Source organism: Streptomyces sp. NBC_01296, assembly GCF_035984415.1.
GTDB lineage: Bacteria > Actinomycetota > Actinomycetes > Streptomycetales > Streptomycetaceae > Streptomyces.
This window is the reverse complement of sequence record NZ_CP130720.1, coordinates 6,318,209-6,330,965: the sequence shown is the minus strand read 5'-3', so window position 1 is coordinate 6,330,965 and position 12,757 is coordinate 6,318,209. Positions and strand designations below refer to the sequence as shown.

Sequence of the window (12,757 nt, the reverse complement as noted above, 5' to 3'; positions counted from 1 at the left end):
GGAAATGAGCGCAGATGCGCCGATCCGAAACGTCGTGCTGGTCCATGGCGGGTTCGTGGACGGCTCGGGCTGGCGGGCGGTGTACGACCGTCTGGTGGGCGAGGGCTACCGCGTGAGCGTGGTCCAGCACCCCACGCTGGGGCTGGAGGGCGATGTGGCGGCGACCCGGCGGGTCATCGACGCGCAGGACGGTCCGGTGGTCCTCGTCGGCCACTCCTACGGTGGTGTGATCATCAGTGAGGCGGGGCGCCACGACGCGGTCGCGAGCCTCGTCTATGTCGCCGCGTTCGCGCCCGACAAGGGCGAGTCGGTGAACAGTCTGATCGCCGATCCGCCGCCGGGTGCTCCGGTGCCGCCGATCCTGCCGCCCCGGGAGGGTTTCCTGGTCTTGGACCGGGAGCGGTTCGCGGAGTCGTTCGCGGCTGATCTGCCGCCCGAGCAGGCCCGGTTCATGGCCGACGCGCAGCTTCCGTGGGGTATGGAGGCGCTGACCGGGGCGGTCACGGAGCCTGCGTGGCGGTCGAAGCCGAGCTGGTACCTGGTGTCCACGCAGGACCGGATGATCCCGCCGTCGGCGCAGCGGGCTATGGCCGAGCGGATCGGGGCGACGGTGGTGGAGGTGCCGGCGAGCCATTCGGTGTACGTGTCCCGGCCCGATGAGGTCGCCGATCTGATCGGGCGGGCGGCCGGCGCGTAGCCTGCGCTGCCGGGCCCGCGCTGATGTGCGCGGGCCCGGCAGTGACCGCCTAGTTCGGGAGGTTCCATTTCTGGTGGGGGGCGCCGCCGCAGGTCCAGATCTGGAGGCGGGTTGCGTTGGCGGCGTTGCCGCCGGTGACGTCGAGGCATTTGTCGGCTTGCGGGTTGACGATGTCGCGGGCCGCGGGCAGGGCCCAGCGTTGTGCGGGGGTGCCGTTGCAGTCGTAGAGCTGGACGGGTGTGCCGTCGGCGGTGTTGCCGCCGGTGACGTCGAGGCATTTGCCGAGGGCGCGCAGGGTGCCGTCGGCGGCGATCGTCCACTGCTGGGCGGGGGTGCCGTTGCAGTCGTAGAGCTGTACGGGGGTGCCGTCGGCGGGGTTGGCGCCGGCGACGTCGACGCATTTGCCCGCGAGGCCGGTGATCGGGCCGGTGCGGCCGGTGCCGGTGTCGGAGGTGGTGACCCGTACGTGGTCGACGACGAGTTGCTGGGGGAAGGTGGTGCCGGCGTCGGGGTCGCCGGGCCAGTAGCCTCCGACGGCGAGGTTGAGGATCAGGAAGAACGGTTTGTTGAAGGCCCAGGTGCGGCCGCCGAGGTCGGCGGGGGTGCGGCGCTGGTAGACGGCGCCGTCGACGGACCAGCTGATGGAGTCGGGGGCCCAGTCGACGGCGAAGGTGTGGAAGGCGTCGGCGAAGGCCTGGCCGCCGGGGAGGGTGTAGGCGGCGCCGATGCCGCCGGAGCCGGAGTATCCGGGGCCGTGGATCGTTCCGTGGATGGTGGAGGGTTCGAATCCGACGTTTTCCATGACGTCGATCTCGCCGGAGTTCGGCCAGCCGACCTGGCCGATGTCGTTGCCGAGCATCCAGAACGCGGGCCACATCCCCTGGCCGCGCGGGACTTTGAGCCGGGCTTCGACGTGTCCGTACGCCTGGGTGAAGCGGCCGGCGGTGTTGAGCCGTGCCGAGGTGTACTCGCAGCGCCCGTACCAGCAGTCGTAGTTGCCTGGGTTCTCGCGGCGGGCGGTGATCACGAGGTGGCCCTGGCCGTCGAGGGCGGCGTTGCGATTGCCTGCCGTGTAGTACTGCCGTTCGTGGTTGCTGACGTTGTCGCCGGTCTCGGTCTGCCATTTCCCGGGGTCGGCGGCTGTTCCGGCCGGCCCGTCGAATTCATCGGAGAACGTGGCTGCGGCGGCTGCGGCGGCTGCGGTCGTGGGGGGTTCCGCGGCGCCGGTGGGCGGGGCGGCGAGGCCGCTCCAGCAGAGCAGGGCGAGGGCGCCGAGCGTGGTGCGGCGGCGCCAGGTGGTGCGCATGGTCATGACATCACATCACTTCAGGGTGGGGGGACTCACCTCAACTGCCTTAGTTCAATGCTTGATTGAAGGCTCATGACCTCGCTGCGTCAAGACATCCGCACCCGGCAGGGGTGTTGCTCCTCATGACCCATCGGTCAGAATCTACGCGCGTTGTTCACGCCTACTGAGGAGATGGCATGGCGTTCGACCGTAGGACGTTTCTGGGTACTTCGGCCGCCACGGGTGCGGCCGTCGCGCTGACGGGGGCCGCGGGCACCCCGGCTGCCGCGGCCGAGGCGGCCCCCGAGGCCGGGGCCGGGGCCGCGGGGAAGCCGCGTACGTACTCGTTCACGGTGATGGGGACGACCGACCTGCACGGGAACGTCTTCAACTGGGACTACTTCACCGACAAGGAGTTCGACGACAAGGCGCACAACGACGTCGGCCTGGCGAAGATCTCGACGCTCGTGAACCAGGTGCGGGCGGAGAAGGGGCGCTGCAACACGCTGATGATCGATGCGGGTGACACGATCCAGGGCACGCAGCTGTCGTACTACTACGCGAAGGTGGATCCGATCACCGCGCGGCGCGGTCCGGTGCACCCGATGGCGCAGGCGATGAACGCGATCGGCTACGACGCGGCGGCGCTGGGGAACCACGAGTTCAACTACGGCATACCGGTGCTGCGCAAGTTCGAGGAGCAGTGCGATTTCCCGCTGCTGGGGGCGAACGCGCTGGATGCGAAGACGCTGCGGCCGGCGTTCGCGCCGTACAGCATGCACCGGTTGCGGACCCCTTACGGGCGGGACGTGAAGGTGGCGGTGCTGGGGCTGACGAACCCGGGGATCGCGATCTGGGACAAGGCGAACGTGCAGGGGAAGATGACGTTCCCGGGGCTGGAGGAGCAGGCGGCGAAGTACGTGCCGAAGCTGCGGTCGATGGGTGCGGACGTGGTGATCGTGTCCGCGCACTCGGGTTCGAGCGGTACGTCCTCCTACGGTGACCAGTTGCCGTACATCGAGAACGCGGCGGGTCTGGTGGCCGAGCAGGTGCCGGGGATCGACGCGATCCTGGTGGGGCACGCGCACACGGAGATCCCGGAGTACCGGGTGAAGAACAAGGCGACCGGCAAGGACGTGGTGCTGTCGGAGCCGCTGAAGTGGGGGCAGCGCCTGACGCTGTTCGACTTCGAGCTGACGTGGTCGAAGGGCTGCTGGTCGGTGGCGAAGGTGTCCGCGAAGGTGCTGAACTCGAACACGGCGGTCGAGGACCCGAAGATCGTGCGGCTGCTGTCGGACGAGCACCGCAAGGTCGTGGCGTACGTGAACCAGGTGATCGGTACGTCGGTGCAGGCGATGTCCTCGGCGGACGGGCCGGTCAAGGACGTCGCGATCATCGATCTGATCAACCACGTGCAGGCGGACACGGTGAAGGGGGCGCTGGCGGGCACGCAGTGGGCGGCGCTGCCGGTGCTGTCGCAGGCGTCGTGCTTCTCGCGTACGGCGGCGATTCCGGCCGGGCAGGTGACGATCAAGGATGCTGCGGGCCTGTACCCGTTCGAGAACACGATGGAGGCGCGGCTGCTGACGGGTGCGCAGCTGAAGGACTACCTGGAGTACTCGGCGCGGTACTACGTGCAGACGGCGCCGGGTGCTCCGGTGGACCCGGCGAAGCTGACGAATTCCGAGGGCGTCCCGGACTACAACTACGACGCGGTGTACGGGCTGTCGTACGACATCGACGTCGCGCAGCCGGTGGGTTCGCGGATCTCGGGGCTTTCGTTCCAGGGGAAGGCGGTGGATCCGGCTGCGGAGTTCGTGCTGGCGGTGAACAACTACCGGGCGTCGGGTGGCGGGAACTTCCCGCACGTGCCGCAGGCCAAGCAGCTGTGGGCGAATTCGGAGGAGATCCGCAACACGATCATCCAGTGGGTGAAGGCGAAGGGGACGATCGACCCGGCCCAGTTCGCGTCGGTGGACTGGCGGCTGACCCGGGCCGGGGTTCCGGTGTTCTAGCCGGGTCGCCGGACGCCTCCTAGGGATGTTCGACCAGCGGGAGCAGCTCGACCGTGGGAGCGGGCCGGGTGTGCTCCCGCTGTTCGAGGCCGAAGGTGGTGAAGGCGGTGCGGGTGGGCTGGGGGTAGGGCTCCTTGCCGGTGAGGGTGTTCAGGATGGCGGCGCTGCGCCAGGCGGCGAGGCCGAGGTCGGGGGCTCCGACGCCGTGGGTGTGGCGTTCGCCGTTCTGGACGAAGATGCTGCCGGTGACGGAGGGGTCGAGGATCATGCGGTGGTTCTCGTCGATGCGGGGACGGCCGGAGGAGTCCTTGCGCAGGTAGGGGTCGAGGCCTGCGAGGAGGCCGGTGAGGGGCCGTTCCTTGTAGCCGGTGGCGAGGACGACGGCGTCGGTGGTGAGGCGGGAGCGGGTGCCCTGCTGGGTGTGTTCGAGGTGGAGTTCGACCTTGGTGGTGGCGACGCGGCCGGCGGTGCGGACGCTGACTCCCGGGGTGAGGACGGCGTCGGGCCAGCCTCCCTGGAGGGTGCGGCGGTAGAGCTCGTCGTGGATGGCGGTGATGGTGGCGGCGTCGATGCCCTTGTGGAGCTGCCACTGCGCGGGGATGAGCTGGTCGCGTACGGGCTCGGGCAGGGCGTGGAAGTAGCGCGTGTAGTCGGGCGTGAAGTGTTCGAGGCCGAGCTTCGAGTACTCCATGGGGGCGAAGGACGGCGTACGGGCGAGCCAGGTGAGGCGTTCGCGGCCGGCGGGGCGGGAGCGGAGCAGGTCGAGGAAGACTTCGGCTCCGGACTGGCCTGATCCGATGACGGTGACGTGGTCGGCGGCGAGGATGCGCAGGCGGTTGTCGAGGTAGTCGGCGGAGTGGATGACGGGGACGGTGGGGGCTTCGGCGAGGGGGCGCAGGGGTTCGGGGACGTAGGGGGCGGTGCCGATGCCGAGGGCGAGGTTGCGGGTGTGGGTGCGGCCGAGGGCTTCGGCTTCGCCGTCGGTGTCGAGTTGGGTGTAGTCGACTTCGAAGAGGTCGCGTTCGGGGTTCCAGCGGACGGCGTCGACCTGGTGGCCGAAGTGGAGTCCGGGCAGGCGGCCGGCGACCCAGCGGCAGTAGGCGTCGTATTCGGCGCGCTGGATGTGGAACTGCTCGGCGAAGTAGAAGGGGAAGAGCCGCTCCTTGTGCTTGAGGTAGTTGAGGAAGGTCCAGGGGCTGGTGGGGTCGGCGAAGGTGACGAGGTCGGCGAGGAAGGGGACCTGGAGGGTGGTGCCGTCGATGAGGAGTCCGGGGTGCCAGCGGAAGTCGTGGCGCTGGTCGTAGAAGGCGGTGGCGAGTTCGCCGGTCCCTTGCTGGGGGAGGCCGTGGGCCAGGGCGGCGAGGGACAGGTTCGAGGGGCCGATGCCGATTCCGACGAGGTCGTGGGGTGCATCGAGCTGGGCGGTCATCGGTGGCTGCTGCCTTCCAGGAGGGTGACGAGGGTGTCCAGGTCCCGCGCGGTGGTGTGGGGGTTGAGCAGGGTGGCTTTGAGCCAGAGGCGGCCGTCGGCGGTGGCGCGGCCGAGTACGGCGTGGCCGCCGAGGAGGAGGGTGCGGCGCAGGGCGGCGAGGTGGGTGTCGTCGGTGTGGGTGGGGCGGAAGAGGACGGTGCTGATGGTGGGGGGTGCGTGGAGTTCGAAGCGGGGGTGTGCGTCGAGGAGGCGGGCGAGGTGGTGGGCGAGTTCGCAGGTGCGGTCGATGAGGTGGGCGAGGCCGTCGCGGCCGAGTGAGCGCAGGGTGGCGGCGATCTTGAGGGCGTCGGGGCGGCGGGTGGTGCGCAGGGAGCGGCCGAGGAGGTCGGGGAGGCCCGCTTCGGTGTCGTCGGTGGCGTTGAGGTAGTCGGCCTGGTGGGCGAGGGGGGCCAGCAGGGCGGTGTCGGGGACGGCTAGGAGGCCTGCGGCGACGGGCTGCCAGCCGAGTTTGTGCAGGTCGATGGTGAGGGAGTGGGCGCGGCCGAGGCCTGCGACGCGGGGGCGGTGGCGGGGGCTGAGGGCGAGGAGGCCTCCGTACGCGGCGTCGATGTGGAGGTCGGCGCCGTACTGCTCGCACAGGTCGGCGATGGCTTCGAGCGGGTCGATGAGGCCGGCGTCGGTGGTGCCGGCGGTGGCGGTGACGAGGACGGGGCCGGGGGTGGCGGCGAGGGCTTCGGCGAGGCGGGCGGGGTCGAGGGTGCCGGTGGGGGTGGGGAGACAGGCGGTGGGGGGCAGGCCGAGGAGCCAGGCGGCGCGGGGGACCGAGTGGTGGGCGCCGGCTCCGTGGAGGACGGTCAGGCCGGGTCCGTGGCGTTCGCGGGCGAGGAGCAGGGCGAGCTGGTTGGCCTCGGTGCCGCCGGTGGTGACGAGGGCGTCGGGGTGGGGGGTGTCGTAGAACTCGGCGGCGAGGGCGCGGGTGAGGAGGGCTTCGATCGCGGAGGCGGCGGGGGCCTGGTCCCAGGAGTCGAGGGAGGGGTTGAGGGCGGAGGCGGCGAGGTCGGCGGCGGCTGCGACGGCGAGGGGCGGGCCGTGGAGGTGGGCCGCGCACAGGGGGTCGGCGGGGTCGGCGGCGCCGGCGGCGAGGGTGTGGACGAGGGTCCGGAGCGCCTCGTGATCGCCGTGGCCCTTTTCGGGGAGTACGTCGCCCAGTACGGCGTGGACGCGGGCCGCGAGGGCGTCGGGGCCGCCTGCCGGAATCGGCCCGCCGCGCTCCTGGGCTCCGGTGTGCAGGGCCTCGAGGACGGTGTCGAGGAGGGGCCGCAGGGCTTCGGCGCCGAGGCGGCCGCCGGCGAGCGGGTGCGGTGGGGTCGGCGGGGTGCCGGGCGGCGCGGTCATGCGGTGTCCTCACGGGAACGGGTCTGCGGCAGGGTGCCGGCCCTGTCGTGGGTGCCGGGCGTCGCGGGTCTGGGGGCGCCTCCCGGCGGTGGCCGGGGGACTGATCCGAAAGAGACGGCCTGGCGGCGGGCTCTGCTGCGGTGACAGCCTGGGGGCCCGACGGGTACAACGATCAGACCCGAACGGGGTAACCGCCGGGGTTTGTCCGGATGTTGTTTTCCGCTCGGCGCCGGGGACCCGGCCCGGGAACGGGACCGGCCGCCGCTCCCGGCCGGTTTCGGCGGGGGCGGCGGCCGGGGTGGCGGCTCGGGCGTGGTGTCAGGAGGCGCGGACGCGGAGGGCCCGGGCCAGGTCGTCGAGCTGGTCGACGAGCTTGCGGCGCAGGGCGGGGACGATGGACGGGTCGGCGAGGGCGGTGTGGCCGGCCTCGAGGTTGTCCTCGTCCACGGCGTGGCCGGGGAAGGCGTAGCGGCCCGCGGCTTCGGCGATGGCGGGGCCGCGGCGGGCGCCGAGGGAGATGACGTCGGCGTAGAAGCGGGGGACGTAGTCCCGTACGAGGTCGGCCTGTTCGGGCTGCCAGAAGCCTTGGGCGGTGGCGCTGAAGAGGTAGTTGGAGAGGGAGTCGTCGTGGAAGAGGCGTTCCCAGGCGGCGGCCTTGGCCTCGGCGGTCGGGAGGGCGGCGCGGCAGCGGGCGGCGCCTTCCTCGCCGGTGGCGCTGGGGTCGGCGGTGAGGGCGGCGTCGATCTCGCGCTCCCCCACGGCGCCGAGGACGGACAGCCGGGCGAGGATGCGCCAGCGCAGTTCGGGGTCGAGTTCGGGGCCGCCGGGCACGGTGTCGTCCTCGAGCCAGGCGGCGAGGGTGTCGGGCTGGGTGGCGGCGTCGATGTGGGCGCGTACGGCGGCGAGCCGCAGCCCGGGGTCGGAGCCGTCCTCGGTGCGGCGCAGCAGGCCGCGGGCGATGAGGGTGAGGGTGGCGAGGGCGTCGGTGCGCTCTTCGGGGCCGAGGTAGCGGTCGACGATGTGGTGGCGGGCGAAGGCGAGGACGCCCTGGACGATGGCCAGGTCGGCTTCCTCGGGCAGGTGTGCGGCGGCGGTGGCCAGGTAGGCGGCGGGTTCGAGTTCGCCGTCGCGGACCATGTCGCGCAGGGCGTTCCAGACGACGGCCCGGGTGAGGGGGCCGGGGATGGCGGACAGTTTGCGCCGGGCGGTCTCGAGGGAGGTGTCGTCGAGGCGGACCTTGGCGTAGCTGAGGTCGCCGTCGTTGAGGAGGAGGAGGGCGGGGCGGGGGCCGCTGACGGAGACGATCTCGTCGGAGGGGACGTCGACGGTGAGGAGTTCGCGCGGCTCGAGGGTGTGGTCGGGGTCGCGGTCGTAGAGGCCGACGGCGATGTGGTGGGGGCGGGTGCCGTGGTGGTCGACGGTGAGGGTCCAACCGCCGTGGTTCTCCTCGATGCGGGGGGTGAGGGTGTCGATGCCGGTGGTGCGCAGCCAGATGTCGGCCCAGGCGTGGACGTCGCGGTCGGTGTGGGCGGCGAGGGATTCGACGAAGTCGGCGAGTGAGGCGTTGGCGAACTTGTGGCGGGTGAAGTGGGTGTTGATGCCGGCGAGGAAGTCCTTCTCGCCGAGCCAGGCGACGAGTTGGCGCAGCGCGGAGGCGCCCTTGGCGTAGGAGATGCCGTCGAAGTTGAGGAGGGCGCTGGCGGTGTCGGGGACGGCGTCGGGGTCGGGGGCGACGGGGTGGGTGGTGGGCCGCTGGTCGGCGTCGTAGCCCCAGGACTTGCGGTTGACGCCGAATTCGGTCCAGGTGCCGGTGAAGCGGGTGGCTTCGGTGAGGGTCTGGTAGCCCATGTACTCGGCGAAGGACTCGTTGAGCCAGATGTCGTCCCACCAGCGCAGGGTGACGAGGTCGCCGAACCACATGTGGGCCATCTCGTGGGCGATGACCATGGCGCGGGTCTGGCGTTCGGTGTCGGTGACGGCGGAGCGGAAGACGAATTCGTCGCGGAAGGTGACGAGGCCCGGGTTCTCCATGGCGCCGGCGTTGAACTCGGGGACGAAGGCCTGGTCGTAGGAGTCGAAGGGGTAGGGCTCGGAGAACTTCTCGTGGTAGCGGTCGTAGCAGTCGGTGGTGACGGAGAGGATTTCCTCGGCGTCGGCGTCGAGGTGGGGGGCGAGGGACTGGCGGCAGTGGATGCCGAAGGGCAGTCCGGCGTGTTCGGTGCGGATGCTGTGCCAGGGGCCGGCGGCGACGGCGGCGAGGTAGGTGGAGATGACGGGGGTGGGGGCGGACTTCCAGATGCCCGCGCCGTCGGTGTCGCGGTGGCCGACGCGCTCGGTGATGCCGTTGGCGAGGACGGTCCAGTGGGCGGGGGCGGTGACGGTGAACTCGAAGACGGCCTTGAGGTCGGGCTGGTCGAAGGCCGGGAAGACGCGCTGGATGTCGTCCATGAACATCTGGGTGTAGACGTACGCCTCGCCGTCCGCGGGGTCGGTGAAGCGGTGGAGGCCTTCGCCGGTGCGGGAGTAGCGCATGCGGGTGGCGATGCGCAGCTCGTGGGGGCCTTCGCCGAGGCCGGTGAGGGGGAGGCGGTTGTCGGCGAGGGCGTCCGGGTCGAGGGGGCTGCCGTCGAGTTCGGCGGAGTGCAGTTCGTCCGGTTTCAGCTCCACGAAGGTGTCCGCGGCGGTGCGGGCGGTGAACCGGATGACGGTCGTGGATGCGAAGGTGTCGTCGCCGCCGGTGAGGTCGAGGGTGACGGCGTAGTGGTGGACGTCGAGGAGCTGTGCTCGGAGCTGCGCTTCGTTGCGCGTCAGTGCGGACATGGGGCCCATGCTGCCCGAAGGGTGGGCCCCGGTCGTCCGCCCTCGCCTACTCTTCGCCCGCAGCGATCGTCTCGTGGTGGCGGATGACCTCGGCGATGATGAAGTTGAGGAGCTTCTCGGCGAATGCCGGGTCGAGTTTGGCGTTCTCGGCGAGTTCGCGGAGCCGGGCGATCTGGCTGGCTTCGCGGGTCGGGTCGGCCGGGGGCAGCTGGTGCTTGGCCTTGAGGTGGCCGACCTGCTGGGTGCACTTGAAACGCTCGGCGAGCATGTGGACGACGGCCGCGTCGATGTTGTCGATGCTGTCGCGCAGGCGGGCCAGCTCGGCGGTGACGTTCTCGTCGATGGCGCCGGTCGCGGCGGCTTCGTCGGGGGCGCTGTTGTTCATGGTTCCCGAGAATACGTGGCGTTCGCGTGTGGTTCCCGGGTGAGCCGGTCCGTGAGACGGATGGGTGTGCGGGGTTGGCCGATCAGAGGGGGAGGACGGCGGTGACCAGCCATCCTCCTTCGGGGGCGGGGCCGGCGGTGACGGAGCCGCCCAGGGCTTCGGCGCGTTCGGCCATGCCGGCGAGGCCGTAGCCGCCGCGGGCGTGTCCGGGAGGCGGGCGGGGCGGCCTCCGTCGTCGTCCTGTTCGCGTTCCGTGAGGGGCTCGGCGGGCCGGCGGGGCGGCGGTGGCCCGTGGGGCCGTGTCGCGCAGGAGTCGTACGGTGATGGCGGGTGAGACGAGGGAGTCTGCGACGGCTGCCGCGCGGACCGCCTCAACCAGCATCGCGGGGCTGGCGTCTTTCAGGAGGAAGCCGGATGCTCCTCCGTGGAGCGCGGCGTGGACGTACTCGTCGAGGTCGAAGGTGGTGACGATCACGATGCGCGGACCGTCCCGGCGGGCGAGTCGCCGGGTGACCTCGAGGCCGTCGAGCTTCGGCTTGCGGATGTCGAGGAGGAGGACGTCCGGCCGGTGTGCGGCGACGGCCGCGAGCGCGGCTTTGCCGTCGACGGAGTCGGCGACGGCCTCGATGTCCGGCCGGCTCTCGAGGATCATCCGGAATCCGGTCCTGACCTCCCCCGGCTACCGCGTTCGGTGCACCGCGCCTCGTCCTTCCGGCCCGGGTGCGCTCGGCCGGAAGGACGAAGTACGGGGCTCAGAGGGTCGCGGCCGCGTTCTTGATGGCGGTGGCGAACGTGGAGACCTCGGTGTAGACGCCGGGGAAGTTGGGCCGGGCGCAGCCCTCGCCCCAGCTGACTATGCCGACCTGGATCCAGGCGTTGTTGCTGTCGCGGCGGAACATGGGGCCGCCGGAGTCGCCCTGGCAGGTGTCGACGCCGCCCTGGGGCAGCCCGGCGCAGATCTCGTCGCTGGGGACGAGGTCGCTGCCGTACGAGCTCTGGCAGCTGGCGTCGGAGACGAACGGCACGGTGGCCTTCATCAGGTACCGCTGCTGGCCGCCGCCCTCGCGGGTGGCGCCCCAGCCGGCGACGGTGAAGGTGCCGTTGTCGAAGGCCTTGGTGTCGGCGATCTTGAGGGTGGGCAGGTTGATGGGCTTGGCGAGTTTGATGAGGGCCCAGTCCTTGCCCTTGCCGTTGTAGCCGGGGGCCTGGAGGACCTTGGTGGATTTGACCTTGACGGCGCTGGAGCTGTTGAGGTCGACGACTCCGGCGGTGGCGGTGATGGAGGTGTTGTTCCCGGAGCCGTTCACGCAGTGGGCGGCGGTGAGGACGATCTGCTGGGTGTAGAGGGCGCCGCCGCAGCCCATGGAGAGGCGGACCATGAAGGGGAACTCGCCCTGGGCGGCGCGGGTGCCGCCGACGACGGGGGCCTGGGAGGCGTTGGCTGCGCCGGGCTGGAGGCTGACGGCGGCGAGGGCCACTGCGCCGACGGCGAGGGTGCGCTTGATGAGTGCGGCAAGGGTGGACACGGTCAACACACTGCCTTTCGTGGGGGGTTGGGCCGTGCGCGTCATCGGGTGAATGACACGTACATGTCACACCCGCCGCTCACCGGACATCAAGAACGCGTTTTCGGACAACATGCGGGACGATGCGCGGCGCAGGGGGCGGCATGACGAAGAACGGCAGGCGCAGCAGCCCGATCGAGCACGGATTTCCCCACCTCGACATCGTCCGCGCCTCGATCACCGCGCTGTTCCGGCGGCTCTCGTACGAGGGGATCCGGGCGTACGACACGAGCTTCGCGCCCGCCGACGCCGCCTTCACCGCCGACGACGACCTCCACCTCGGCGCGCACCGCGTGGCCTCCGCGATCGTGCGCGCGCTGCGGCTGCCCGATGCCCGGATGGTGGTCTGCTTCCGGGCGATGGAGCAGGCGGCCACCGTGGAACTGGCCGCGGGCCCCGAGTACTTCATCGAGGTCAACGACCGCTTCCGCACCCACCGCCGCGATCTGGCCGCCGCCCTGGCCCACGAGGTCACGCACGTCCTGCTGCACCGGTTGGACCTGTGCTTCCCCTCCACCGCCGACAACGAGATCCTCACCGACACCGCCGCCGCCTACCTCGGGACCGGCTGGCTGCTCCTCGACGCCTACCGCGAGGACGAGCTCACCCACCAGAAGCTCGGCTACCTCACCCCCGAGGAGTTCGGGTACGTGCTGGCCCGGCGCGCCTTCCTGCCCGGCGGGGGCGAGGACCCCTCCACCTGGTTCACCAGCCCCCAGGCGTACGAGGCGTACCTGCGCGGCCGGGCGCTCGCCGGGCAGGAGCTGCGCCGGGCCCCCCTGGCCGCCGCGGACCGGGCGCAGCGGCGGCGCTACGCCCGGGACCGGCGGGCGGGCGCCGCCGCGCCGGGGGCCTCGTACGCATTCGAGGAGCACCCGGCGGGGACTCGGGTGAGCTTCCCGTGCCCGGTGTGCGGGCAGCGGCTGCGGCTGGCGGTCCGCGGGCCGGTGCGCGCTCGCTGCGGGCTGTGCCGCACGGTGCTGGAGTGCGACACCTGATCGGAGTCGGGGCCCGGCGAACGCGGCGCGAACGAGGGACAAGATGTTGGCTGAGAGCGGTTCAAGGCGTGGCCGGCGTGGGTAGTGATATCCCATCGCACGAATGAAGGATCCGGCCCCGACCCCCCCGCCAGGGGGCCGGGGCCGTTTCCTGTGCCGGGCC

9 protein-coding genes and 1 pseudogene are annotated in these 12,757 nt (G+C 71.4%); 3 read left to right on the top strand and 7 right to left on the bottom strand.

The features are described from left to right. The first annotated feature begins 4 nt into the window (after positions 1 to 4). Complete coding sequence (locus OG299_RS28855; RefSeq protein ID WP_266630282.1) at positions 5 to 697, top strand: alpha/beta fold hydrolase; 693 nt, start codon at positions 5 to 7, stop codon at positions 695 to 697. Between the two features lie 49 nt (positions 698 to 746). Here the strand turns inward: OG299_RS28855 and OG299_RS28850 are convergent, their stop codons facing one another. Continuing rightward, positions 747 to 2,003, bottom strand: a complete 1,257-nt coding sequence (locus OG299_RS28850; protein WP_442817600.1) for a ricin-type beta-trefoil lectin domain protein — start codon at positions 2,001 to 2,003, stop codon at positions 747 to 749. Positions 2,004 to 2,182: 179 nt separating this feature from the next. Here OG299_RS28850 and OG299_RS28845 point away from each other — a divergent pair, with 179 nt between their 5' ends. After that, on the top strand, positions 2,183 to 4,000 hold the full coding sequence (locus tag OG299_RS28845; RefSeq protein ID WP_327363052.1) for a bifunctional metallophosphatase/5'-nucleotidase: 1,818 nt from the start codon (positions 2,183 to 2,185) through the stop codon (positions 3,998 to 4,000). 19 nt (positions 4,001 to 4,019) lie between these two features. Here the strand turns inward: OG299_RS28845 and OG299_RS28840 are convergent, their stop codons facing one another. The 6 genes and pseudogenes from OG299_RS28840 to OG299_RS28815 all read right to left on the bottom strand — a co-directional run bounded on the left by OG299_RS28840 (position 4,020) and on the right by OG299_RS28815 (position 11,566). Beyond that, the gene (locus OG299_RS28840) at positions 4,020 to 5,429 is read right to left on the bottom strand and encodes a lysine N(6)-hydroxylase/L-ornithine N(5)-oxygenase family protein (RefSeq protein ID WP_327363051.1); all 1,410 of its coding nucleotides are present in this window, start codon (positions 5,427 to 5,429) and stop codon (positions 4,020 to 4,022) included. Then, complete coding sequence (locus OG299_RS28835) at positions 5,426 to 6,826, bottom strand: pyridoxal phosphate-dependent decarboxylase family protein (RefSeq protein ID WP_327363050.1); 1,401 nt, start codon at positions 6,824 to 6,826, stop codon at positions 5,426 to 5,428. The genes OG299_RS28840 and OG299_RS28835 overlap by 4 nt, the downstream gene beginning before the upstream one ends. 318 nt (positions 6,827 to 7,144) lie before the next feature. Then, on the bottom strand, positions 7,145 to 9,655 hold the full coding sequence (gene pepN, locus OG299_RS28830; RefSeq protein WP_405703561.1) for an aminopeptidase N: 2,511 nt from the start codon (positions 9,653 to 9,655) through the stop codon (positions 7,145 to 7,147). Positions 9,656 to 9,692: 37 nt separating this feature from the next. Next, complete coding sequence (locus tag OG299_RS28825; RefSeq protein ID WP_030292092.1) at positions 9,693 to 10,031, bottom strand: chorismate mutase; 339 nt, start codon at positions 10,029 to 10,031, stop codon at positions 9,693 to 9,695. 237 nt (positions 10,032 to 10,268) lie between these two features. Next, positions 10,269 to 10,683, bottom strand: a pseudogene (locus OG299_RS28820) (response regulator); the annotation flags it as partial. Between the two features lie 100 nt (positions 10,684 to 10,783). Next, entirely contained in the window at positions 10,784 to 11,566 is a 783-nt protein-coding gene (locus OG299_RS28815; RefSeq protein ID WP_266630270.1) for a serine protease, read from the bottom strand. A gap of 134 nt (positions 11,567 to 11,700) precedes the next feature. Here OG299_RS28815 and OG299_RS28810 point away from each other — a divergent pair, with 134 nt between their 5' ends. Further along, positions 11,701 to 12,594, top strand: coding sequence for a hypothetical protein (locus OG299_RS28810; RefSeq protein ID WP_327363048.1), 894 nt, complete (start codon positions 11,701 to 11,703; stop codon positions 12,592 to 12,594). Positions 12,595 to 12,757 lie beyond the last annotated feature (163 nt).

Bases quoted from the DNA above. Each gene is read 5' to 3' on its own strand.
- OG299_RS28855 (WP_266630282.1), top strand. From the start codon at position 5: ATGAGCGCAGATGCGCCGATCCGAAACGTCGTGCTGGTCCATGGCGGG.
- OG299_RS28850 (WP_442817600.1), bottom strand. From the start codon at position 2,003: ATGCGCACCACCTGGCGCCGCCGCACCACGCTCGGCGCCCTCGCCCTG.
- OG299_RS28845 (WP_327363052.1), top strand. From the start codon at position 2,183: ATGGCGTTCGACCGTAGGACGTTTCTGGGTACTTCGGCCGCCACGGGT.
- OG299_RS28840 (WP_327363051.1), bottom strand. From the start codon at position 5,429: ATGACCGCCCAGCTCGATGCACCCCACGACCTCGTCGGAATCGGCATC.
- OG299_RS28835 (WP_327363050.1), bottom strand. From the start codon at position 6,826: ATGACCGCGCCGCCCGGCACCCCGCCGACCCCACCGCACCCGCTCGCC.
- pepN (WP_405703561.1), bottom strand. From the start codon at position 9,655: ATGGGCCCCATGTCCGCACTGACGCGCAACGAAGCGCAGCTCCGAGCA.
- OG299_RS28825 (WP_030292092.1), bottom strand. From the start codon at position 10,031: ATGAACAACAGCGCCCCCGACGAAGCCGCCGCGACCGGCGCCATCGAC.
- OG299_RS28810 (WP_327363048.1), top strand. From the start codon at position 11,701: ATGACGAAGAACGGCAGGCGCAGCAGCCCGATCGAGCACGGATTTCCC.